Source organism: Erwinia typographi (genome assembly GCF_000773975.1).
Classification (GTDB): Bacteria; Pseudomonadota; Gammaproteobacteria; order Enterobacterales; family Enterobacteriaceae; genus Erwinia; species Erwinia typographi.
The window spans coordinates 52,876-75,354 of sequence record NZ_JRUQ01000037.1 but is presented as its reverse complement, the minus strand read 5'-3'; the positions used below and the strand labels follow the sequence as shown (position 1 = coordinate 75,354).

The 22,479-nt window shown below is 51.5% G+C and carries 21 protein-coding genes and 1 pseudogene; 6 read left to right on the top strand and 16 right to left on the bottom strand.

Annotated elements, in window-relative coordinates; genetic code table 11:
* Positions 1–4: 4 nt before the first annotated feature.
* The 3 genes from flhB to NG99_RS11750 are packed head-to-tail and all read left to right on the top strand — an operon-like array spanning position 5 to position 3,644.
* Positions 5–1,150, top strand: a complete 1,146-nt coding sequence (gene flhB, locus NG99_RS11760) for a flagellar biosynthesis protein FlhB (protein ID WP_034892626.1) — start codon at positions 5–7, stop codon at positions 1,148–1,150.
* Positions 1,150–3,246 (top strand): flagellar biosynthesis protein FlhA, encoded by a 2,097-nt coding sequence (gene flhA / locus NG99_RS11755; protein ID WP_034892624.1) that lies wholly within the window; start codon positions 1,150–1,152, stop codon positions 3,244–3,246. The genes flhB and flhA overlap by 1 nt, the downstream gene beginning before the upstream one ends.
* Complete coding sequence (locus NG99_RS11750) at positions 3,243–3,644, top strand: flagellar protein FlhE (RefSeq protein WP_269745680.1); 402 nt, start codon at positions 3,243–3,245, stop codon at positions 3,642–3,644. The genes flhA and NG99_RS11750 overlap by 4 nt, the downstream gene beginning before the upstream one ends.
* A gap of 68 nt (positions 3,645–3,712) precedes the next feature.
* On the opposite strand, the gene NG99_RS11745 is transcribed toward NG99_RS11750, so the two are convergent.
* Genes NG99_RS11745 through fliD form a run of 3 tightly spaced genes read right to left on the bottom strand, consistent with a single transcriptional unit; the run spans position 3,713 to position 5,995 of the window.
* Entirely contained in the window at positions 3,713–4,060 is a 348-nt protein-coding gene (locus NG99_RS11745; protein WP_052130667.1) for a flagellar protein FliT, read from the bottom strand.
* 20 nt (positions 4,061–4,080) lie between these two features.
* On the bottom strand, positions 4,081–4,461 hold the full coding sequence (gene fliS / locus NG99_RS11740; protein WP_034892620.1) for a flagellar export chaperone FliS: 381 nt from the start codon (positions 4,459–4,461) through the stop codon (positions 4,081–4,083).
* Positions 4,462–4,513: 52 nt separating this feature from the next.
* Positions 4,514–5,995, bottom strand: a complete 1,482-nt coding sequence (gene fliD, locus NG99_RS11735; protein ID WP_034892617.1) for a flagellar filament capping protein FliD — start codon at positions 5,993–5,995, stop codon at positions 4,514–4,516.
* A 484-nt stretch (positions 5,996–6,479) separates the two neighbouring features.
* Here fliD and NG99_RS11730 point away from each other — a divergent pair, with 484 nt between their 5' ends.
* The gene (locus NG99_RS11730) at positions 6,480–7,598 is read left to right on the top strand and encodes a FliC/FljB family flagellin (RefSeq protein ID WP_034892615.1); all 1,119 of its coding nucleotides are present in this window, start codon (positions 6,480–6,482) and stop codon (positions 7,596–7,598) included.
* Between the two features lie 114 nt (positions 7,599–7,712).
* On the opposite strand, the gene NG99_RS11725 is transcribed toward NG99_RS11730, so the two are convergent.
* Positions 7,713–8,105, bottom strand: coding sequence for a hypothetical protein (locus NG99_RS11725; RefSeq protein WP_034892612.1), 393 nt, complete (start codon positions 8,103–8,105; stop codon positions 7,713–7,715).
* Between the two features lie 95 nt (positions 8,106–8,200).
* On the opposite strand from NG99_RS11725, the pseudogene NG99_RS29940 reads away from it, so the two are divergent.
* Both NG99_RS29940 and NG99_RS29935 read left to right on the top strand, forming a co-directional pair.
* Positions 8,201–8,416: pseudogene (locus NG99_RS29940) on the top strand (AraC family transcriptional regulator); the annotation flags it as partial.
* A 93-nt stretch (positions 8,417–8,509) separates the two neighbouring features.
* Positions 8,510–8,971, top strand: a complete 462-nt coding sequence (locus NG99_RS29935) for a helix-turn-helix domain-containing protein (RefSeq protein WP_232298276.1) — start codon at positions 8,510–8,512, stop codon at positions 8,969–8,971.
* A 201-nt stretch (positions 8,972–9,172) separates the two neighbouring features.
* Here NG99_RS29935 and cheW read toward each other — a convergent pair whose 3' ends face one another.
* The 12 genes from cheW to NG99_RS11660 all read right to left on the bottom strand — a co-directional run bounded on the left by cheW (position 9,173) and on the right by NG99_RS11660 (position 22,472).
* Positions 9,173–9,679, bottom strand: a complete 507-nt coding sequence (cheW, locus tag NG99_RS11715) for a chemotaxis protein CheW (RefSeq protein WP_034892606.1) — start codon at positions 9,677–9,679, stop codon at positions 9,173–9,175.
* Positions 9,680–9,713: 34 nt separating this feature from the next.
* Complete coding sequence (cheA, locus tag NG99_RS11710) at positions 9,714–11,666, bottom strand: chemotaxis protein CheA (RefSeq protein ID WP_034892602.1); 1,953 nt, start codon at positions 11,664–11,666, stop codon at positions 9,714–9,716.
* Positions 11,667–11,718: 52 nt separating this feature from the next.
* Positions 11,719–12,630 carry a flagellar motor protein MotB gene (motB, locus tag NG99_RS11705; protein WP_052130666.1) on the bottom strand — a complete coding sequence of 304 codons (912 nt, stop codon included), beginning with the start codon at positions 12,628–12,630 and terminating at the stop codon, positions 11,719–11,721.
* Positions 12,627–13,517 carry a flagellar motor stator protein MotA gene (gene motA / locus NG99_RS11700; protein WP_034892600.1) on the bottom strand — a complete coding sequence of 297 codons (891 nt, stop codon included), beginning with the start codon at positions 13,515–13,517 and terminating at the stop codon, positions 12,627–12,629. Before motA ends, motB begins: the two co-directional genes overlap by 4 nt.
* A gap of 104 nt (positions 13,518–13,621) precedes the next feature.
* Entirely contained in the window at positions 13,622–14,176 is a 555-nt protein-coding gene (gene flhC / locus NG99_RS11695; RefSeq protein WP_034892597.1) for a flagellar transcriptional regulator FlhC, read from the bottom strand.
* A gap of 15 nt (positions 14,177–14,191) precedes the next feature.
* A complete protein-coding gene (gene flhD, locus NG99_RS11690; protein ID WP_034892595.1) occupies positions 14,192–14,533 on the bottom strand; it encodes a flagellar transcriptional regulator FlhD in 342 nt (113 codons plus the stop codon).
* A gap of 482 nt (positions 14,534–15,015) precedes the next feature.
* Positions 15,016–15,738 (bottom strand): RNA polymerase sigma factor FliA, encoded by a 723-nt coding sequence (locus NG99_RS11685; RefSeq protein WP_034892592.1) that lies wholly within the window; start codon positions 15,736–15,738, stop codon positions 15,016–15,018.
* Positions 15,739–15,840: 102 nt separating this feature from the next.
* Positions 15,841–17,505 carry a methyl-accepting chemotaxis protein gene (locus NG99_RS11680; RefSeq protein ID WP_034892589.1) on the bottom strand — a complete coding sequence of 555 codons (1,665 nt, stop codon included), beginning with the start codon at positions 17,503–17,505 and terminating at the stop codon, positions 15,841–15,843.
* Positions 17,506–17,637: 132 nt separating this feature from the next.
* On the bottom strand, positions 17,638–18,561 hold the full coding sequence (gene flgL, locus NG99_RS11675; protein WP_034892585.1) for a flagellar hook-associated protein FlgL: 924 nt from the start codon (positions 18,559–18,561) through the stop codon (positions 17,638–17,640).
* Positions 18,562–18,611: 50 nt separating this feature from the next.
* Positions 18,612–20,279, bottom strand: a complete 1,668-nt coding sequence (flgK, locus tag NG99_RS11670; RefSeq protein ID WP_034892582.1) for a flagellar hook-associated protein FlgK — start codon at positions 20,277–20,279, stop codon at positions 18,612–18,614.
* Between the two features lie 106 nt (positions 20,280–20,385).
* The gene (gene flgJ, locus NG99_RS11665) at positions 20,386–21,354 is read right to left on the bottom strand and encodes a flagellar assembly peptidoglycan hydrolase FlgJ (protein ID WP_034892579.1); all 969 of its coding nucleotides are present in this window, start codon (positions 21,352–21,354) and stop codon (positions 20,386–20,388) included.
* Positions 21,354–22,472 carry a flagellar basal body P-ring protein FlgI gene (locus NG99_RS11660; RefSeq protein ID WP_034892867.1) on the bottom strand — a complete coding sequence of 373 codons (1,119 nt, stop codon included), beginning with the start codon at positions 22,470–22,472 and terminating at the stop codon, positions 21,354–21,356. Before NG99_RS11660 ends, flgJ begins: the two co-directional genes overlap by 1 nt.
* Between the last annotated feature and the right edge of the window lie 7 nt (positions 22,473–22,479).

Here is a 22,479-nt window from a genome sequence, read left to right as displayed (position 1 = left end):
ACCTATGTCCGAAAGTAGCGATGCCGAAAAGACCGAGGCCCCCACCCCCCATAAGCTGGAAAAAGCCCGTAAGGATGGGCAGCTTCCGCGTTCGAAAGAGCTGACCTCGGTAATGATGCTGGTAGCGGGCTGTGCGCTGATGCTGTTTGGCGGCGAAAGGATGGCCCGTCATCTGCTGCAACTCCTTCATCACGGGCTGGAGTTTAACAACATGATGCTGGAAGACCCCTATTCCATGCTTCGTAAGCTGCATCTGCTGTTTTCCATCGCCCTGACGGCCCTGCTGCCTTTCGTGCTCGGCTTATTCGTGGTAGGCGCCACCACGCCGATGCTGCTGGGAGGGCTGCATCTCAGCGGCAAATCTCTTGGCGTGAAGTTATCACGCCTTTCGCCCCTGGCGGGTCTTAAGCGCATGTTCTCCGCGCAATTAGTTTCAGAATTGCTGAAAAGCTTGCTGAAAGTCACCCTGATTGGCTGCGCCAGCGCGCTTTACATTCTGGCTAACCGGGAAAATATGATCCAACTGCTGCACCAGTCCTATCAGGTGGCGATCGGAGATGCCTGTAAGCTGATCCTCTATTGCCTGCTGCTGGTGACGCTGGCGCTGATCCCGATGGTGGGCTACGACGTTCTCTACCAGATTTTCAGCCATATCAAAAAGCTGCGGATGACGCGTCAGGAAATCCGCGATGAGTTTAAAGAGCAGGAGGGCAACCCGCAGATCAAGGGGCGAATCAAGCAAATGCAAAGGGCTGTCGCCAGAGGCCGAATGATGGCGGATGTGCCGAATGCTGACGTCATCGTGAATAACCCTACGCACTATTCCGTCGCGCTCTCCTATAAAGAGGGCGATATGTCAGCGCCAGTGCTGCTGGCAAAGGGGACTCGCGAAATCGCCAGCCGCATCAGAGAAGTCGCCCAGGCGCACAATATTCCCATGTTAGAAGCGCCGTCGCTGGCCCGCGCCCTGTACCGACACGGTGAGATTGGGGAAACCATACCCGCCTCGCTGTATACGGCGGTGGCTGAAGTGCTGGCCTGGGTTTATGGCCTGAGGCGCTGGCGGAAAAGCGGTGGCATGATCCCGAAAAAACCCGAAAACCTCCCGGTGCCGGCGGCACTGGATTTTAACCCGGAGAGTCATAACTGATGGCAAATTTAGCCAGCAAACTACGCCTGCCTGGTCTGAAAGAGACCCAGTGGCAAATTCTGGCAGGGCCGGTGCTGATTATGCTGATTCTGGCAATGATGGTACTGCCGCTTCCAGCCTTTGCCCTGGATATGCTGTTTACTTTTAATATCGTGCTGTCACTGATGATATTACTGGTCGCCATGTTCACCAAAAATACGCTGGAATTCGCCGCCTTCCCCACTATTCTGCTGTTTTCTACGCTGCTACGGCTGGCGCTGAACGTGGCCTCCACGCGCATTATTCTGATGGATGGGCATAACGGCGCCGCCGCGGCGGGCAAGGTGGTGGAAGCCTTTGGTCATTTCCTGGTAGGCGGTAATTTTGCTATCGGCATCGTGGTATTCGCCATCCTGATTATCATCAACTTTATGGTCATCACCAAAGGCGCTGGTCGTATAGCGGAAGTGGGCGCTCGCTTTGTTCTTGACGGAATGCCGGGCAAGCAGATGGCGATCGATGCCGATCTCAATGCGGGACTGATTGGAGAGGAAGAAGCCAAGAAACGCCGTAGCGAGGTGACTCAGGAGGCTGACTTCTACGGCTCGATGGACGGCGCGAGCAAGTTTGTCCGTGGCGATGCCATCGCCGGGCTGTTAATTATGGCCGTGAATGTGATTGGCGGGCTGCTGGTGGGGATACTGCAACACGATCTCTCTTTTTCCGCCGCAGGCGAAACCTATACCCTGCTGACCATTGGTGATGGCCTGGTCGCCCAGATCCCGGCCCTGATTATCTCCACCGCAGCCGGGGTTATCGTCACCCGCGTTGCCACCGAGCAGGACGTCGGTGAACAGATTATCGTGCAGCTGTTTACCAGCCCACGGGTAATGGTGCTCTCGGCTGCGGTTATTGGCTTGCTGGGCATTATCCCCGGAATGCCGAACCTGGTGTTTCTGCTGTTTACTTCAGCGCTGCTGGGCCTGGCCTGGTGGCTGCGCGGCGATAACGCCGCCCGCGCCAGCAGCATGTCCTTCTCAGCGCCGGAGAGAAATCAGGCGAAAGAAGAAGCGGCTCAGGCTGCTGAGGCCTCATGGTCAGATGTGCAGATGGAAGACGTGCTGGGTCTGGAGGTGGGCTATCGCCTGATTTCGCTGGTCGACAGCGTACAGAATGGCGAGCTGCTGACGCGTATCCGCGGGATTCGTAAGAAATTCGCTCAGGACACCGGTTTTCTTCCTCCTCCCGTGCATATCCGCGATAATCTGGAGCTGGCCCCCACGGACTACCGCATTCTGCTGAAAGGGGTAGAGATTGGTCGGGGTGAAATTCAGCCGGAACGCTGGATGGCCATCAATCCCGGCTGCGGCATCGGTCATCTGGATGGCGAAGCCTGCCAGGAACCGGCTTTCGGCCTTCCCGCCGTTTGGATTGACGAGGTTCTGCGTGAACAGGCTCAGACGCAGGGTTTTACCGTGGTCGATCCCAGCTCGGTCATTGCCACCCACCTGAATCATCTTATTGGCCTGCATACTGACGAGCTGTTTGGCCGTCAGGAAGCGCAGATGCTGCTCGACCGGTTAAGCAAAGAGATGCCGAAGCTGATCGAGGAGCTGATCCCGGAGGTCATTTCGCTGACGCTGCTGCATAAAGTGTTGCAGAATCTGCTCTCGGAACAGATTGCCATTCGCGATATGCGAACCATCATCGAAACGTTAGCGGAATTTGCGCCGCTGCATAAAGACGCGGATGAGCTGACCGCACAGGTTCGCATCAGACTGGGTCGCGCCATCACTCAGCAATGGTTCCAGAATAACAGCGAAATCCAGGTCATTGGCCTCGACAGTCATCTGGAAAGAGTGTTGATTCAGGCTTCGCAAAGCGGCAATGCATTAGAACCAGGCATTGCGGAGAACCTGATTGCTCAGGCTGAAAATGCCATTCAGCATCAGGATTCACAGGGCTTCCCGCCGGTTCTGCTGGTTAATCAGCCTCTGCGCACCATGCTTTCGCGCTTTTTACGCCGGGTCTATCCTCAGCTGGTGGTGCTTTCGAGCCTGGAAATTACCAGCAATCGTACCGTACATATGAACTACGTTATCGGAGGCCAGCAGTGAGGCGCCTGCTGCTGACGCTGCTATTGATACCCGCGCTGGTCCAGGCGGGCAGCGGATCATGGAGTAAAAAGTCTGCTGGAGGAACGGTAAGTACAGGAGGGCAAATCATGATGAGTCAAGCCATTAACGCCCCGCTTTCGGTGCCTGACGGCGCCAGTACCAGCCGGATTAGCTGGCGAATTCAGTTGCTGAACCCGCTACCTCCGGGTCTGGAAATTAAACTCTGTGACGAGAGGCACTGCCTGCCGCTGGACGCGCTGAGTGGGCAGAAGAACCGTTCCGTTCCCTTCTCACCCCGCAGCCGCTATCGTTTTATCTATTCGGTGAACAGTGCAGGAACGTTGTCGCCTGCATTAAATGTGGTCAGTAACCAGCTAACGCTGAATTACCGCTGGTGAGCAACGCCGCCAGTACAGGCTTTTCCGGTACCGCGGCTGTTTTCACTCGTTACTGAAAACGGCCGCCCTCAGTGGGTCACTATTTTCATTTGTGATGAGTAGGCCTGGCTGCATTTCCTTCCCTTATTGAGGCCGGACATCTCACCTTTTAATACGCTGAGGCGCAGGCTTAACTTCTCCATTATTTCTTTTTCATTACTCAGCAGCTCCGCCCAAATCCTCTTCAGCTCACTCTTCTCCTCGCCGGATAAAATCTCACCGGCCAGATCCAGCTCAGCCGTACCGTGCAGCGCCACAAGGTAGATCTCTGCCTGTTCAATAAATTTGTCCCATTGCTCCAGCCGCACCAGCTCTAATAAATGGAGATTAGTCTGATGCAGCGCCTTGAAATGGGAAGTCGTGTCTTTTCTGACCATAAATTACTACCTGATAAAAGTTATTCAATTTCTTTCCACGCCGTTGCAATATTCATCAACAGCTCGTCGACATGCGTCACCAGCGTGGCGTCATTTTGCAGATTGGCCTGTAGCAAAGTGCGTGACATATAGGCATAAAGTCTTTCGAGATCTTCGGAAATGCCTTTGCCTTGCTCATGATTAAGCCCGGCACGCAGCCCGTTATCAATAATATTAATGGCTTTGGAAATCATCTCGCCACGTTCAGCGACCTTATTATTTTCCATATAAATCCTTGCCCTGGTTAAAGCATTGTGTGCGCCATCAAAAAGCATAGTGATCAACTGATGAGAAGTCGCCCCTGAAAGTTTACTTTGCAAACTTACCTGCTCATAGGCCTGGGTTGCCCGGCTGGAATACATCTGAACCCTCTTCTTTAATTAGCAGGGCGTAAATACCCTGCTGTTAATAATATTAATTAAGCCCGGTAAGCATGGCGGTGACAGAGTTGCTCATTCCGCTAAGCTTCGCCATAGTGGCGTCGAGATTCTGGAACTGCACGCGATAGCGCTCAACCTGGCCGTCGATCAGCTTCTGAGTTTTGGCTATCTGCGTTTCCATAATTTTAAGCTGTGAATCCAGGCCATCGGTGGTGTTTTTAATCTGCCCGTCAATGCTGGTTTTATCATCCCCGATAAAGCTGGTAATGATCTCGTTGAGCCGGGAAGAAATGCCCTGCTGGCCGTTACGATCCTGGAACATATTGGCAATTTGATCGGGTTCGCTGGCAATCGCCTCGTCCAGCTTGCTCTCATCCAGCGTCATCTGCCCGGTGGTGGGATCGATTTTGATGCCCAGATCGGCAAGCGCACTGTATTCAGCCGTGGCGTCGCCATACACGCTATTGACGGTAGAACGAATATCCCCCACCAGCCCCCGCAGCATGGAATCGCCTACCAGCGCGCCGTTCTGGCCGTTCTGCGTGGCAACATCGCTGTCTAACATTCCATTGGTATCGACAGGCACATATTTACTGGCCGCCGAGGTTTGAGTCAGTAACGCGTTATATTGCTTAACAAAATCCTTCATGCTGCTTTTAATCGCCGAGGTATCTTTGCTCAGCGTCAGCTGCTCCGATTTCAGGTTGCCGTCCTCATTCGCCTCTGAGGGACTTTTCAAATCGAGCGTAACGCCGGTAATGATATCGGAGATGGTATTGCTGGAACGGGTGAAGTCGCTGCCGTCCACGCGCAGTTTAGCGTCTTTGGCTTCGGTCACTATAGTCATGCGATCGTCATTGGTAGGCAGACCGTTTTCATCCTCTGCGGCGCCGCCGTTGTTACAGGTCATAAAACCGGCCAGGTTATCGTCGCCCTTCACGCTGACGCCAATCATCCCGTCGCTGCCGGTGGTTTTCGAACTTAGCACCAGCTGATAACCGCCATCGGTACGCTGCACGTTGGCCTTAACATCGCCCCCTTCTTTATTGATCGCCTTAGCGATATCGTTCAAAGAGGTTTCGTCATCCGCCAGCGTTACCGTAAACGACTTGCCATTTTCCTGCGAAATAGTCAGCGTGCGGGTGCCGCCGTCCGTCACGCCCAGATCCTTATTGGCGTCTTCAAAGGTGCTCGTTTTCACTTTGTGCGCGGTAGCAAGCTGAGACACGGTAATTTCGTGACTGTCAGCGCTTGCTTCAGAGGTGGCTTTTGCCGTGAAAGCCTTATTACTGCCAACATTCAGGGTGTTAAATGCGTCCGAGCTCATTTTTTTAACGCTGGTCTGGAGCGAAGACAGTGAGCTGGAAATCTGGCCCCATGAAGAGATCTTCGCCTTATAGCTGGCCTGAAGTTTGTTATAAGGTGAAAGGCGCGTTTGCTCAGCAGCTTTCAGCTGGCTCAGCATGGTTTCAAGATCGAGACCTGACCCAATACCGAGTGAAGTCATCGTAGCCATTCAATACTCCTTGATATGATTGTTTTCATTTTAATGCATTCTCTCTTTAATTTATAACGGGTTTGAGCCGCAAAAGATTAATCTTTTGCATCCTTTAATCCGCAGAATTCGCTGAAAAACGGAAAACAGGCTGAATTTCGCAAATAAAATCAGCAGGCTTTGCTGCACGCGCCTGCACACATTGATTGATGACCTGAATTAGCCTCATTTACTCCACTATTTTGTCGAATTAACCCAGAGCGGTCCGCTATCCTTCCTTTATGGTTATTTTAAGACTGGCGGCTATAACACCTCTTATTGGTGAAAGAAAGCCATCTTCTGCTCGAAGCTGTACCGCTCATATTTCATGCAAACAAGACTTTTTTGATAAAATACTATTTTAGAAAAAAACGTTCAGGCCGTTATTTAAACTGTGAGCGGAACAACTCATTACTAAATATGAATGCAATTGTGATGACGTCAGTCTAATTAATGGAGAATTAACATGTCACAGGTAATTAACACCAACTCATTGAGCCTGGTTGCTCAGAACAACCTGAACAAATCACAGTCTTCACTGGGCACGGCGATTGAACGTCTGTCTTCTGGTCTGCGTATCAACAGCGCTAAGGACGACGCAGCGGGTCAGGCCATCAGCAACCGCTTCACTGCCAATATCACTGGCCTGACTCAGGCTTCTCGTAACGCTAACGACGGTATCTCTCTGGCTCAGACCACTGAAGGTGCGCTGAACGAAGTGAACGACAACCTGCAAAACATCCGTCGTCTGTCCGTACAGGCTGCCAACGGCACCAACTCCGATTCTGACCGTCAGTCCATTCAGGACGAAATCGATGCCCGTCTGGCTGAAATTAATCGTATCTCTGAACAGACGACTTTTAACGGCGTGAAAGTGCTGAGCAAAGAGCAAACCCTGAATATTCAGGTAGGTTCTAACGACGGTGAAACTATCGGCATTGAGCTGAACCAAATTAACGCGCAGACGCTGGGAATGGATAAATACGACATTACCACTATGGGCGATATGGGTTACGGTAAGGCGATGGCTGCCGGTGTTGAGGTTGGTGACGGCACCAATACCGTGGCGATCGCTCAGGCTGATATCGATGCCGCAAAAGAAGCGATTTTTGGCGCTGATGGCTCAGGCGACATTTTTGCCAAAACGGATGAAGCTGGCGTAACCACCTACGTTGCAATCGGTACTGACGCTGCTGGCGAAAAAGTGCAGACTGCCGTAACCGGCACCGTCACCGCAGGGGCGCCAAATACCATTGCGTTTACTAAAGGTGCTGATATCACTGATGAAGACCTGGCGGCCATGAAACCTGAGGGCGAATTTACTTCCGTAGTGGACCAGGCGCTGGCGCAGGTTGATAAAATGCGTTCAGGTTTGGGTGCCTCTCAGAACCGTTTTGCTTCCGTCATCAGCAACCTGGACAGCACTGTTAACAACCTGTCTGAGTCTCGTTCCCGTATCCTGGACGCTGACTACGCAACAGAAGTGTCTAACATGAGCCGTGCAAACATCCTGCAATCAGCCGGTACTACCGTGCTGGCCCAGGCTAACCAGGTGCCACAGAACGTGCTGTCTCTGCTGCGTTAATTCGCTTGCGGTTCGACTCTGCCCGTCGTTACCGGGCAACATGCCAGACTTCCTGCCTCCGGGCAGGAAGTTTTTTTATTCTCCAGACCGGCACAGGCTGGTAGTTACAGTAGGTCATTTAGCACTGCCTAAATCGCGATCGCTCTCAGTCCCGGCAAGCATGAGCGTGGTTTCTTCGATGCGCAGGAAGCGTCCGACCGTATCCATCTCCGCGAACATATACACTTCCATAATAACCTCTGCTCCATCACGCTTGATGCCCTGAACGCGGTGTCTGGTAGCGTAGCGATGCCCGTCGCGCAGTTCATCGAGCACTGCCACCCTCGCAAAAGTGCAGACTTCGCGAAGCTTACGTGCGTGGCGAGCAAACCCTTCGCGATCGTCCCAGCAGCCATTAGTGCGCTGCCGGTAGTTGGGGCTAAAGTAGCGGTCAAGGACCTCTTCCAGCGGTAGTTCCTGCTGGTTGATCACTTCATCCAGAACGGTATCGATGGTAATGGCTTGCATGGCGTGCTCCTCTATGAATGTTGTGAGCATTTTATAATCGACCCGCTGGCGTCGATACGGTATAAATGACATTCAATACCCTTTAAACGCCAAATATGACTGAACCCCTGCTTCCACTAGCGCTGGCCTCCTCCGCAAAGGGGCCACCTTTGTTTGTCGTGATACGCCAATCGGGTGCGATACGGGAAACACCCCGCCATCACCATGCTCGTGGGCAGTTACTCGGCGCCGAACACGGACTAATTTCGGTCGATGCCGGAAGCAGTCGCTGGGTAGTGCCAGCGACACATGCGGCCTGGATTCCGCCAGCCATACAGCATGGCTTACGTTCGCATGGCCCCTACTCAGGCTGGAGTGTTTATGTCATAGCCTCCGCCTGCAATGAACTACCCGACAAGCCTTGTATCCTCGCGGTTACCGGCCTGCTGCGCGAGGCCGTAACGCGAGCGGCGAGCTGGAACAGGGAAGAACTTACCGCACCGCAGGAACGGCTGGCTGGCGTGATCCTCGACGAGATCCGCGCGCTTCCCCAGGCGAACCTCGGGCTTCCTATGCCGCAGGATGTCCGGCTCCTCAGGATCGCGCGAGCGCTCTCGGATCGGCCAGACGATGACCGCAGGCTGGAGGCATGGGCAGCCTGGGCCGGGATGGCGCCACGCACGCTCACGCGGCGATTCAGTGCCGAAACCGGATTCAGCTTCAGCGAATGGCGACAGCGCGTGCGGTTGCTTCGGGCCCTCGAACTGCTGGCGGCGGGCCAGCCAGTGACGACAATTGCGCTGGACCTGGGCTATGACAATGTGAGCGCTTTCATCGCCTTATTTCGCCGGGTATTTGGCACGACGCCGGGACGGTATAAGGTTTGAGAGTTTGCGAGAATTCGATCCATGCCGTCAGTTTGCGTACCGCCAGGTGCGAGTGTTGAAAGGTAAGATTGCAGGTGGCGGCGCGGCGCCGCAAGGAGGAAGGGTTTGTTAATTTACCAGGCAAATATCCGGCGGGGTGAAGGATGTCACCACGCCGGACAGGATTGAGAATAAAAACAGTAAGCGAGGCTTGCTTTCTGCTTAACCGTACGCCGACTCGGTGATGCTATCGACCAACTCCATCTCCTGGCTGTTAAGTAATTTTTCAATATCCACCAGGATTAGCATCCTCTCGTCAATCGCCCCTAGCCCCTGCAAATATTCAGTCGACAGCGTTACGGAGAATTCCGGCGCAGGTCTGATCTGCTCGGCCGCCAGCGAGAGCACATCAGAAACGCCATCAACAACAATACCCACCACCCGATTAGTCAGGGTCAGAACAATAATAACCGTGTCTTTGTCTAATACGGTGGTGTTGAAGTCAAACTTAACGCGCAGATCAACAATCGGCACAATGACGCCGCGAAGATTGGTCACGCCAGAAATGAAGTTCGGCGCATTAGCGATCCGGGTAATACGCTCGTAGCCACGAATTTCCTGCACCTTGAGGATCTCGATGCCATATTCTTCATCACCTAGGGTGAAGACCAGGTATTCATGGCCTCCTTTATCGTCAGCAAACCGACGTTCAGCGCTGGATAAACTCATATTATTTTCCTTCACAATTGAGAATGTAGGTCCGTTAGCTCGCTTTACGTTGCTCTTTCAGGATTTTTGGCAGCGCCTGCACATCCAGGATCAGCGCGATACTGCCATCGCCCAGAATGGTGGCGGCCGAAATACCCGCAACTTTGCGATAGTTCAGTTCAAGGTTTTTTACAACAACCTGGTGCTGACCAATCAGCTGGTCAACTAACAGCGCATAGCGAGTGCCGGCGCTTTGCAAAATGACCGCTATTCCGGCACCAGACTCCTGCGGCTTTTCATCGTTGATATTAAATAGCTGGCGGAGCTCAATGAGCGGCAGGTATTCATCACGAACTTTCAGCACCATCTCATTGCTGGTCATGTGGTACAGCGCATCTTCAGAGAGCGTCAGGGATTCCATCACGGTGCCTAATGGCAACACAAAAATCTCATTCCCTGTGCGAACGGACATGCCGTCCAGAATGGCTAAGGTCAGCGGCAGGATAATGCGTATTGTCGACCCCTTATCCTTCACGGAATGGACCTCAACGTGTCCCCCCATTTGCTGGATATTACGCTTCACGACGTCCATACCCACGCCACGCCCGGAAACGTCAGTCACCTTCTCAGCAGTGGAAAAGCCCGGTGCGAAAATCAGCATCCAGACTTCTTCATCACTCATGCTATCGCTAATGGCTAACCCCTGAGCGCGAGCCCTGTCGAGGATCTTTTCACGATTGAGGCCCGCGCCATCATCAATCACTTCAATGATGATGTTGCCGCCATGATGTTCAGCGCTGATCGTCAGGTTGCCGTTAGCGGATTTGCCTTTTGCAATACGGATTTCAGTGCTTTCAAAGCCATGATCCAGACTGTTACGGATCAGGTGAGTCAGCGGATCGATAATTTTCTCGATCAGCCCCTTATCCAGTTCAGCCGAGCCGCCAAGCAGCTTCAGCTCGACTTCTTTATTCAGCTTATTCGCCAAATCGTGGACCAGACGCGGGAAGCGGCTAAAGACATACTCCATCGGCATCATGCGGATAGACATCACCGATTCCTGCAAATCCCGGGCATTTCTTTCCAACTGAGCAATACTGTTGAGCAGCGTGTCGTTCAGCGAGCTGGAAAGCTGGGAAAGCATCGACTGGGTGATGATCAGTTCGCCGACCTGGTTGATGATTTGATCAACCTTCTCGATAGAAACACGGATGCTGCTGGCTTCAGCATTTTGCACTTTGCTGGGAGCTCGGGCTTTCGCTGCTGCGGTGTCTGCCGGCTTACGGGCTTCGGTTGCCGCATCGTCAGAAGCCACGACGGCAGCTGGCGCAGCCCGATCGGCTTTGGTTTCGGCGAAGGAAATTTGGCCGGGCTCCAGCACAAAGCATAAAACCGCGCTGATATCCTCAGCGGAGGCGGTGGTTTCAAGCTGGACGCAGAGGCTCTCTTCCTGCTGAGTCTGGCTGACTATCTCGCCGAGATTACCCAGTTCCTCAAGCAGTGGACCCTGCTGATCTTTTTTCACCTCAGTCAGGGTAATCGCCAGCAGTTCCAGGCCCTGCTGCTGAGGCGCTGGCGGCTCACCGTCTGTCGGTGCCGCCGCTGCCTCGCCAGAACCGCCTTTGCTCTCTTCCGCTATTTGCTTCAGCGCTTTGCAGATGTAGTCAAAGCTGTCGCGTGCCGGTTCTTGTGAGCTTTTATACGCATCAAGCTGCTCCTGCATAATATCTTTCGTCTCCAGAAACACATTAACCAGCTCAGGGGTTAATTTGAGATCGCCACAGCGGGCTTCATCTAATAAATTCTCCAGAATATGGGTTGTCTGCTGCAACAGCGTAAAGCCAAAAGTTCCGGCCCCACCTTTAATGGAATGCGCGGCGCGGAAAATAGCATTGAGCATCTCATTATCAGGAGAGTTGATATCCAGGGCCAGGAGATGATTTTCCATATCTGCAAGGAGTTCATCAGCTTCATCAAAGAAGGTCTGATAAAAATCGCTAACGTCCATACTGTTCACCTGATTGTTTTTTCACCGTTTCACTGGTGACATTATTTATCGTTTATTCACCGGTTTTGTTGCTGATGTTAAAGCCGGCATTATTTTTTTGATCCCCTGCGGCGGCGGAAAGATCCTGCAAGAGCGTATCTTTCTGCAAAATACTTTTTTCTTTATCCTGATATAACACCAGAATACTGATTCGCCGGTTAATGGGGTTGTCTGGCGTACTGTCCGCAAGGCTCATGGTATTAGCCATACCAATGACCCGAAGAAATTTATTGCCGTCCATGCCTCCAGCCATCAACGCCCGGCGTGAAGCGTTCGCCCGGTCTGAAGAGAGTTCCCAGTTACTGTAACCGGCTTCTCCCCGCGCGTAAGGCAAAGAATCGGTATGGCCGGTAAGATTGATGCGATTAGGAAGTTGATTAAGCACGGGAACCATAGCATTGAGAATATCGCGCATATAGGGCTCAAGATCTTTGCTGCCGACTTTGAACATCGGCCGTTCCTGGCTATCGACAATCTGAATAAGTAACCCATCTTCCGTCATTGAAAGACGCAGATTTGATTTAAAGTCGCTCAGGCGGGGATCTTTCTGGATAATCTGCTCAAGATTCTCACGAGCCTTGTTTAAGGACTTTCGGTCTCTGTTGCGTTCAATTTTTCTCAGATCTATTTTCTGAATTTCCCCTTCCTGTTTAACAACATCGTCCCCACCGCCGGGAATCGCACTCTCACTGAGGCTTGAACGGTTACCCTGTGACAAAGCCACATGGAGCGGCATATTAAAATATTCTGCGATGGAGTGACGCTGCTCCGGCGAAGACTGGGAAATCAGCCACATCACCAGAAAGAAGGCCATCATCGCCGTCATAAAATCCGCATAGGCAATTTTCCACGAGCCGCCGTGGTGGCCATGTCCATGCCCTTTTTTCTTGCGGACGATAATGATATTGCTGTTTTTCTTACTCATGCCGCGCTGTCCGTCCCGGAAGAGGAAGCAGAAGATTTAGCCTGACGGACATGCTCTTCCAACTCCTGAAAACCGGGGCGCTCCGTTGAATAGAGAGACTTACGGCCATACTCCACCGCAATTTGCGGTGCGCAGCCGTTCACAGCGGAGAGCAGCGTCACTTTAATGCACTCAAGCATTTTGATTTCTTCGGTGCTTTTCTGCCGCAGCAAGGTCGCCAGCGGTAAAACAAATCCATAGGCCAGCAGGATGCCGAGGAAGGTTCCCACCATTGCGTGAGCAATAAGTTCGCCCAGCTCGGCCGCAGGACGGTCAGCGGCAGCCAGGGCGTTAACAACGCCCATTACCGCCGCCACGATGCCAAAGGCCGGAAAGGCATCGCCGACGCTATTCAAACTGGCCGCAGGCACTTCGTGCTCATGCTCCAGCGTTTCCATTTCAACATCCATCAACGCTTCTAATTCAAATGCGTTCATGTTGCCGCCGACCATCAGACGCAGATAGTCACAGACAAAATTCATCAGGATGGCGTTACGCATCAGCCGCGGGTAAGCCGAAAAGATAGGGCTATTTTGCGGATCTTCCACATCCTTTTCCAGCGACATCATACCGCTCTGTCGTCCCTTATTAAGCAACAAATACATCATTGCCATCAGGTCCATATACAAGGCTTTGGTATAATGCGAACCCTGGAAAAGATGCGGCATCGCCTTCATTGTTGCCTTTATAGCTTTACCGTTATTACCTACAATGAAAGCGCCAACGCCAGCACCACCAATAATTAACACTTCCGTCGGCTGATACAATGCCCCCAGCTCACCGCCAGCAAGCACAAAGCCACCAAATACCGTAGCAAATACTACAAAATAACCAATAAGTACCAGCACAAGATATCCTTATTCATTTGAAAACTCATTTCCCTGTTTTTGATGATGACAGGCTCACCTTACGTCAGAAGGTCTCGGTTGATAAAAATTTCAGTTAACGGTCTTCACACCTGACTGGCATAATTCAGGGGGAAGATATTCGGATTCGTTTTCTTATTTGCTCGTGAAGGCGGCGAACATAAGCTACAGGTAAACGGATCCTTTGCTGACTGCGCGGTGGTCACGAAGCCGCCTTTACAGGCACAGCACTCGGTATGCACAATCATGCCGCAGTCAATAAAGCGCAGCAGGGTCCAGGCGCGGGTCAGACCCAGCACAGGCTTAGCGCCTGGCAGAATGGGGCACTGCTCCAGATAGAGACGGTAAGCTTTGATCGTCGCTTCGATAGGCCGACATTTTTCGGTTCTCTGAAAATAGAGATAAATATTATAAAACATGGAAGAGTGAATATTTTGCTCCCATGCCAGGAACCAGTCAGCGGAAAACGGCAGCATTCCTCTTGGCGGCGGGCACCCTCTCAACTCTTTATAAAGTTTTAACAGTCTGCGGCGGCTCAGGTTCGTTTCACTCTCCAGAACCTGTATGCGCGCACCAAACGAAATCAGCTCCACTGCGATCCTGATATCTTTGATTTCATCCAAAATACTTTTCTCATTCATTACTCGTTCCCTTGTTTATTGAGTATGCAGTTCCGACAGCGAATTGAGTAAGTCAGTGGATAAAAGGATGCCAGTATGGATTTGCTGCAGCGCATCGATACGGGAATCTTTTGTCAGGCAATTAATCACCATTTCATTATCAACGCGTAGGCGACAAATTAGCTGACTGGTGGTAGACAGTTTGATCAGTTGAAGTGAAGACAAATCTTTCAGCAGATCCATCGTCTCCTCGTTCAGGCCCAGACGGAAACCGGCGGCAAGTTTATCGTCCCGAATCAACTGCTGTGCCAGTAAAAGATAAGAAAGATTAAGACTATGGATACCCTGGAGCTGGTCGTCCCTGTTCGTGTTCATCATGCCCCTTACGCCTCTTGTACTTTATTGTGATCGAAATTAACAATTGGTAATTTTTTGATCGGCATGCCAGTTCATTTGCGAACATAAATAATATTGAATTATTGCATCGCCTTATTCATTCCGGAATTATCCTAAACAAAAGCAAACTATTCAAACGCCTTTACATAAAAAATGATATAAACAACCCAAAAACAACACAATTATTAGGAATATTACAGGAAAGAATGAGCGCCAGCGTTTAAAAAAAACTTAAAAGTTATGACGTTAGCCTGTTAGCTTTACCTGTTATTCGACCAGCAATTTATAACGTTATTAACCTGTTCTTTAACTGAGTGATAAATACAAACCGACTGATGACTGCTTACAACATTCAAAATTATTGAGACGCTTATGTTACACTGAACACTGCTAATGTAACGAGTGGTTAAGGGCGACCCAAAATGTTAAATCTAACAATAATAAACCATTAATATGTTACGTCATTACTGCCGGGGGAGCAGCCTTGCCCGAAGACGTTTCATGATCTGGCTATGTAACTGACTGACCCGCGTTTCGGTAACGCCAAGCATAATACTCACTTCTTTCATATTGAACTCCTGCTGATAATAGAGGCTCAATAATAGCTGTTCCCTTTCTGGCAACAATTTTATTTCGTTACTAATTTGCCGCTTCACGCAGTTCGCGGATAACTCATGCAGCGGGTCCAGCTTTTCATGACGGGTATCAACCTGCTCAATGGTATCACCGGCGCGTTCCATCAATTCATCCAAAGAACAGATGATGCTGCTGTTGCTGTCCGACAGCATTTGCTGATATTCCTGCAAGGTCACGCCAAGCTCTGCCGCGATTTCCGGCTCGCTGGCGGCGTTTCCAGTTCGCTGTTCGATGCGCTGAATAGCGGCGGAAACGCCCCTGGCATTATTACGCACCCGGCGAGATGCCCAGTCCCTCTCTCTCAGTTCATCCATCAGCGCCCAGCGAATACGCTGGGTTATCCAGCTGGCGAGTACAATACCTCGTTTGGGGTCATAGTCGTCAATGGCGTTGAGAAATCCTATTGAACCGGCCTGGATAAGGTCGTCAAGTTCGATACTGGGTGGTAAACGAACCTGTAAGCGTAATGCTTCTTTCCGTACCAGATAGCCATATTCTTTCCACAAACTGTTCTTATCGACCATACCCCCGAGGGTATATATTCCATTCACAATAACTATTCCAATTAGTAAGGTCCACGCGAGTATTATCGCCGACCTTACCTCATTCACATAGCCAGATAAGCGCTCAGGAATTCACCTAATTTGAGTTATTCAAAAGGTTTCCCACCGATCGTCATCGGCATGATCATGATGACTAATTTTTTTACTTTTTGGCAAAATAGTCGGCAGCTGAGTCTGTTTATAAATCTTGTCGGAAGATTTATTATTCAGCTCGCTTTCATCAACTTTGAATTGCGAAACCAGTTCGCCAAGCTGCTCGACCTGCTCTTCCATATTATTGGCCGCCGTGGCCGACTCTTCAACCATTGAGGCATTCTGCTGAGTCACCAGATCCATCTCATTCACTGCCTGAGCTATCTGATTAATGCCGGTACTCTGTTCATCCGAGGCGGAGGTAATTTCGGCCATAATATCGGTGACCTGAACGACGGATTTGACAATATCCTTCATCGCCATACCGGCTTTCTCTACCTGCTGAGACCCCGTATTCATATTCGCCACACAGGTGGTGATCAGCGCCCGACTCTCTTTCGCAGCATCTGCGCTACGTTTCGCCAGGTTGCGGACTTCTCCCGCTACCACCGCAAAACCTCTGCCCTGCTCGCCAGCTCTGGCGGCCTCAACCGCGGCGTTCAGCGCCAGGATGTTAGTCTGGTTAGCGATACTGTCGATCACGCTGTTGATATCGGCAATCTGACGCGAGCTTTCCATAATCTGCCGCATAATATCGTCAAGCGTGACCATCACATCGCCACCATGACGCGCACTGGTGCTGGCGCTTTCGGCAATTTGCCGTGCGGTATAGGCATTATCGGCATTCTGACGTACGGTGATTTTTAGCTCTTCCATGCTCGCCGCCGTCTGTTGCAGCGCCGAAGCCTGTTCTTCAGTACGGGAAGAGAGATCGGTATTGCCGCTGACAATCTCGCCCGAACTGCGATGAATGCGATCCACGCCGTTACGAATACCGGATACCGTCTCGGTTAACGCCTCACGCATATTTTCCAGCTCGTTCAGCATAATGCCGATTTCATTTTTGCGATCGACATGTACCTTTTCCGTTAGCGTGCCGCCAGCGATCAACTGTAGCCAGCCAGAGGTTTTCTGCAGCGGCACAAACAGCGCCTGCTTCAGCCAGATGCGCGTCACCACCAGTAAGACCAAGGAGACCACGCTGGCAAAGATAATGATCAGTACAATATTCTTATAATCCTGTTTTGCCTGCTGAACAAAGTCCTTACTCATCTCATCATTAAGCTTTGAATAAGCGGTGGCTTTTTCGTACAGTTCCTGACGATTTTTTATTTCTGAATGCATCTGGTCGGGCGATTGCGAAGGATTCAGCGCATAGTCCAGCTTGGTCTGACTGGCATCAAGAATGCGATAAATCACGTCCCGAATACCCTCAGCCATCGCTTTTTCATTATCGTGGAGAAAAGGTGAGTTCATGAAGGCATTAATATCGTTTTTTGCCGTAGAGAAGTATTCGCGGGCGCCTTTAACATCATCCTCTTCCAGTTCACGATTCAACGCAGACTGCAACATGATGGCATTAACCTGCGCCAGCCCCCGATTGAGGTCGGCCATAGACTGTTTAAGCGTAATAATATTGGCTGAGTTAGTAAAACTGTCGTTAAAATTATTACTTCCCTTCTGGCCCATGTAAAAACTCATGGTCATCAGCAACACCAGGAATAGCATAAACATTCCGATGATGGTGTATATTCCTGTTGATACTTTAATATTTTTAAACATAGAAATCCTTAACGTGCCGCCGTATTAACCGCATTAACACGGCAACTATCCTTATAAAACCTCACGAATCCAGACAGTAAAAATATAAACATTTTTGTCTGGGGGGATTAATGCATCATATTTATTAAAACGTTACTTCATAAGGGCGAAAATAGACATTTTTTGCATCGCCTGGAAAACCGTCATTGAGGCAGTCATGGCAAAATCAGACATTTTCGATTCGCCCACCAGCTGCGTCCAGGTATCGGGGTCCGATCCCACGGTTTGTTGCAGGCGGGTTTGCAGCTGGATTCTCTCCTGCGCGCTGGTATAGTTCAGGCGCTCCAACTGCTGCAAACTGGTGCCCACATCAGCCTGAACTTTACCGAGATTGTCGATTGCATTTTTAATAGAGACATTGGACTCGTCCAGGCTCTTTTGTAACGCTTCACGATCTTCGTCTGTCTCCAGCGGATTTTTCAGGGCGTTGATCGCCTTATCAAGCGCGGCAAACACATCATCCGACGAGCCACTGAGAAACACCTCGGCGCCGGTATGTCCTACCTGCATGGTGGTGCTATCCGCCACCCCCTGGCTGAGGGGCGTATCGCCACCTCGATACAGGCCATCGGCCTCGAAAGGTTTGGTGGCCGTTTTGTAGCCAGAGAAGATATAGCGGCCATTGCTGTTTTTAGTATTCCCCAAATCCATCAGGTTCTTACGAATACCTTCCAGTTCAGTGGCCAGCACTTCACGATCGGCCTGGGAGTACACGCCATTCCCCCCGGCAATAATCTTCTCCATCAGATTTTTGGTGAGAATATTGCTCATGGAGGTAAGAACCGTATCCTGCTGCCCGAGGGCATCCTGGGCGTAGGTTCTGGCCGTCTCATACTGATCCATAGTTGACAGCGCATTCTGATAAACGATGGCCTGCGAAGCGCCCGCAGGGTCATCCGACGGTTTCAGTAAGGTCTGCCCGGCAGAGAGGCTGTTATAGATCCGGTTATTGTTGGTCATCGCGTCAGACATGCTGGTGATGCTACGCTGAAACATATAATGGGAACTGAGTCGCATCGCAATTTCCTGTGATCGAATGAGTGACTTGCGCCCCACAGGGCGCGCTATTACCTGATGCTAAGAATGGTGTCAAACAGCGAGGTCGCCGTTTTTAAGACCTGAGCATTAGCGTTGTAATATTGCGAAAACATCTCCAGATTGACGTACTCCTCATTGAGGTCGACGCCAGAAATCGCCTGCTGCTGATTGATAAACTGATCCGCAGTGGTAGCACTGGTTTCCAGCGTCCCTTCCAGCGATGAAGTGGAAGACCCCACCGAGCTGGCCAGGCTGGCATAAGCATCGCTAAGGGTTGCTTTACCCACTACCGCCTCATTCTTGATGGCAATCAGCTCTTTGATGTTTTCATTATTACTTTCGTCATCAGGATCGGCAGAGCTGGAGGCGGCAATCTGATTTCCGTCGACGATCGCGACACCGATACTGTCAGCGGCGCCAGCGACCGGATTCAGCAGGAAGTTGTCGCCCACCTCCGGCGTGCCGGCCAGCTGGATGGAAAGGCCGTCAAATTCCAACTCGCCGCTCCCGCCGATGGTTGGGGTTACAACAGAGCCGTCGGCGCGAGTAATCTCCCAGTCACTCTGACCAGGGCCTTTAAACACCAGCGTATAATCGGTCGCCTTTATCCCGGTGATGTCGCTGAAGGTCACATTCATACTGGCGTCGCCCGCATTATTACGGTTAGCCAGCGCAACCGGATCGGCGAAGGAGAAGATATCGCCGCCCGCATCGCCATTCAGGTCATACCCCGCCTTATTGACTTCATTGAATTTATTCGCCATCTGCAATGCCAACTGGTTCAGCTGGTTGCGCGCATCCACCAGATCGTGATTGCGGAATTTAAACAATCCCCCCAGCTTACCGCCGCTCATTTTCTCTTCGTCGAGGGGAATTTTATTGCCGGAGGCATCTATATAGGAGACCACCGTTTTAGCCGGGTTCTCCACAGAAGAGGAGGCATCCAGCTGATAGGATCGTGAACCATTAACCAGCGGCATGCCGTTAGATAACGTAACGTTGACCGTACCGTTGCTGTTATTTTCATCCACTTTGATGCCGGTAATCTGGCTGATCTTAGTCAGTAAATTATCGCGGCGATCGAGCAAATCCGCCGGGAAACCGTCGGTCTGCGCATTGATTTTAGCGATGTCCGCATTGAGTTTCGCCAGCTGTTCCGTATAGGAGTTAAGATCGTCAACGTTCTGGGTAATCTGGGTATTGGTGCTTTTTTCCAGGCCATTGAGGGTCTTGCTACTGCTTTTAAACTGGCTGGCGATCGATTTAAACTGCGCCAGCGTTTCCTGGCGGGCAGCCTGATTCACCGGGTCACTGCTCATTTTCTCCAGCGCAGAGAAGATGTTGTTCAGTGAAGATGAGATATTCGAGGTATCATCGCCCAGCATATTATCGATCTGACTGAGCTGCTCATAGCGGCTATTTAATGAATGGTACTCCGTGGCAGCACCACGAACCTGATTAGTGATAAATCCATTATATGCACGCTGCACGCCATCCACCTGTACGCCATAGCCAAAGAAACCGTAGCTAGTGGTTTTACCGCCAGCCTGGCCGAGCATAATGCTCTGCCGACTGTAGCCACTGATAAAAGGATCCGTTGAGCTGCCGCTGAAGGCATTATTAATGTTATTACCGACAACATTCAGTGCTGCTTGTGCTGAGCTCAGCCCACTCTGGGCAATATTCATCAAGTTCATATTTACCGCTATTATTTATCGTGAAAAGGGTAATAAGATTCTTCTTAGGTAAATCAGCCATTCACTATATATATCGGTGAGTTCTGAGAAAACTAAAACCCTCAGATTAAAATAATGAATAAAGATCGCTGCTGTAGGATTTGGCGGTTCTGTTTAATTCATTCCTGACATTACTTATGATTGAGATCAATTTATTCGCATATTGCGGATCGGTAGCGTAACCGCCTGCCTGTAAGGCCTGCGCCCCCATTTCGGCAGAGGTTGACTGCAAAACTTTTTCATAGCGTGGATTACGCATCAATAATGCCGTGTAATCCGCTAATCCTTCAGAATAAGAGCTGTAGACCCGGAACGCCGCTTTTATTTTCGTGCGTACGCCATTGATATATTCGGTAGTCATTATTTCCGTGGTGGCCCCTTTCCAGTCAGGGGTCGCTTTAATACCGAATAAATTATGGCTCGGCGCGCCAGTGCTGGTTGGGATCTCGCGATGACCCCATCCTGACTCCAGCGCCGCCTGAGCAATAATCAACTGGTGCGGGATGCCGCTCTTCTGTGCCACTTCCCTCGCTGGCGCCGACATTTTGGCAATAAAGCTGGCATTATTGCGAACCGGCCCGGTTGGACGTTCGGCCGCGCTGTTTTCCTGTGCGCCTTCATCAGGTATAGCGCGGTTAAGGGCATCAAGAGGGGAATCGGAGAATCGGGCAAACATCTGCCTCTGTAGATCGTTAAGCAGAGGCGCGCCTGTCCTGGCCTGCTCAACGTTCTGGCTATCGCCGCCTAAACTTTTTAACATACTCCCGGCAAACCCCATCTTGCCCTGAGAGGCAACCGCCTGGGCCACCTGCTGATCCAGCATCGAGGTAAACATCTCTGACTGCTGGCTGTCGAACAGGCCGCCTTTCGGCATCGCCTGCCGCATACTTTTCAGCATCATCTGCACAAACAGCCCTTCCATCTGCTTTGCTGCCGCCTTCAGGCCGCTTTGCGGGTCCTCCCGCGCCACCCGCTTGATCGCCTCCAGCGAACGGGCATCAAAGGCTGCACCAACAGAGGATAAATTGTCGCTCATCAGTTAATCTCCAGCCTGGCGCGCAGGCAGCCAGCGCTTTTCATCGATTGCAGAATCGCCATCAGATCGTTCGGCGTTGCGCCAAGCTGGTTCAATGCCCGGATTACCTTGTTAAGGTCGGTACTGGTGTTCACCCGATGCAATGCCCCGCCCTCATCCCGCACCGAGACATCGGCGCCGGGAGCAACCACCGTCTGACCACCGGCAAGCGGCGTATCTGGCTGGCTGATCGTATTATTCGCCGCAACCTCAACGGTCAGATCGCCCTGCGCCACCGCACAGAAATCAAGTTTGACATGACGGTTCATCACGATTGAACCGGTGCGGGAGTTGATAATGACTCTGGCATCCGTCGCCCCTACATTGATCGGAATATCCTGCACCGTAGCCAGAAAACGCACGCGTGCGGCCCGGCTGAGCGGCGCCGAAAGAGTAATCACCCGGGCATCTTCCGCCTCGGCCACGTTCTGGCCCAAGCGGCGGTTAATTTCATCGCTAATTTGCTGCGCCACGCCAAAATCTTCATTATGCAACTGGAGCTTGAGCGTGGACTGTTCGCTGTAGTTCATTGGCACGTCGCGCTCAATCGTGGCGCCGCCGCTGATACGAGCGCCGTTCAACTGGTTAACCTGCACGCTGCTTCCTCCCCCCTGCGCGCCCGCGCCGGAAACCAACAGGTTGCCCTGCGCCAGCGCGTAAATCTGATTATCCACGCCTTTAAGCGGCGTCATCAGTAGCGTGCCGCCGCGAAGACTTTTGGCATTACCCATTGACGACACCACGACGTCGATTTTCTCGCCGGGTCGGGAAAAAGGCGGCAGCTCAGCGGTCACTATCACCGCCGCAACGTTTTTCAGCTGCATATTGGTGCCCGCCGGCACGGTGATGCCAAGCTGCGACAGCATGTTGTTCAGGCTCTGGGTGGTGAACGGCGTTTGCATGGTCTGATCTCCCGTGCCGTCCAGCCCCACCACTAATCCATAGCCCATCACCGTATTACTGCGGATGCCCTGGATCGAGGTTAAATCACGAATTCGTTCGCCATGAGCCGCAGGCAGGAATCCCCCCAGGCTGGTGAACACCAGTCCCAGGATTAATACGAGTGAGGATGTCTTCATTGTTTTC

Coding starts and splice junctions, on each gene's coding strand:
- flhA (WP_034892624.1), top strand. CDS start 1,150: ATGGCAAATTTAGCCAGCAAACTACGCCTGCCTGGTCTGAAAGAGACC.
- fliD (WP_034892617.1), bottom strand. CDS start 5,995: ATGGCTACGATGACTTCACTCGGTATTGGGTCAGGTCTCGATCTTGAA.
- fliS (WP_034892620.1), bottom strand. CDS start 4,461: ATGTATTCCAGCCGGGCAACCCAGGCCTATGAGCAGGTAAGTTTGCAA.
- flhB (WP_034892626.1), top strand. CDS start 5: ATGTCCGAAAGTAGCGATGCCGAAAAGACCGAGGCCCCCACCCCCCAT.
- cheA (WP_034892602.1), bottom strand. CDS start 11,666: ATGGACGTTAGCGATTTTTATCAGACCTTCTTTGATGAAGCTGATGAA.
- flgK (WP_034892582.1), bottom strand. CDS start 20,279: ATGAACTTGATGAATATTGCCCAGAGTGGGCTGAGCTCAGCACAAGCA.
- NG99_RS11745 (WP_052130667.1), bottom strand. CDS start 4,060: ATGGTCAGAAAAGACACGACTTCCCATTTCAAGGCGCTGCATCAGACT.
- NG99_RS11730 (WP_034892615.1), top strand. CDS start 6,480: ATGTCACAGGTAATTAACACCAACTCATTGAGCCTGGTTGCTCAGAAC.
- cheW (WP_034892606.1), bottom strand. CDS start 9,679: ATGAGTTTATCCAGCGCTGAACGTCGGTTTGCTGACGATAAAGGAGGC.
- NG99_RS11680 (WP_034892589.1), bottom strand. CDS start 17,505: ATGTTTAAAAATATTAAAGTATCAACAGGAATATACACCATCATCGGA.
- flhC (WP_034892597.1), bottom strand. CDS start 14,176: ATGAATGAGAAAAGTATTTTGGATGAAATCAAAGATATCAGGATCGCA.
- flgJ (WP_034892579.1), bottom strand. CDS start 21,354: ATGAGCGACAATTTATCCTCTGTTGGTGCAGCCTTTGATGCCCGTTCG.
- NG99_RS11660 (WP_034892867.1), bottom strand. CDS start 22,472: ATGAAGACATCCTCACTCGTATTAATCCTGGGACTGGTGTTCACCAGC.
- NG99_RS11725 (WP_034892612.1), bottom strand. CDS start 8,105: ATGCAAGCCATTACCATCGATACCGTTCTGGATGAAGTGATCAACCAG.
- flgL (WP_034892585.1), bottom strand. CDS start 18,561: ATGCGACTCAGTTCCCATTATATGTTTCAGCGTAGCATCACCAGCATG.
- flhD (WP_034892595.1), bottom strand. CDS start 14,533: ATGATGAACACGAACAGGGACGACCAGCTCCAGGGTATCCATAGTCTT.
- motB (WP_052130666.1), bottom strand. CDS start 12,630: ATGAGTAAGAAAAACAGCAATATCATTATCGTCCGCAAGAAAAAAGGG.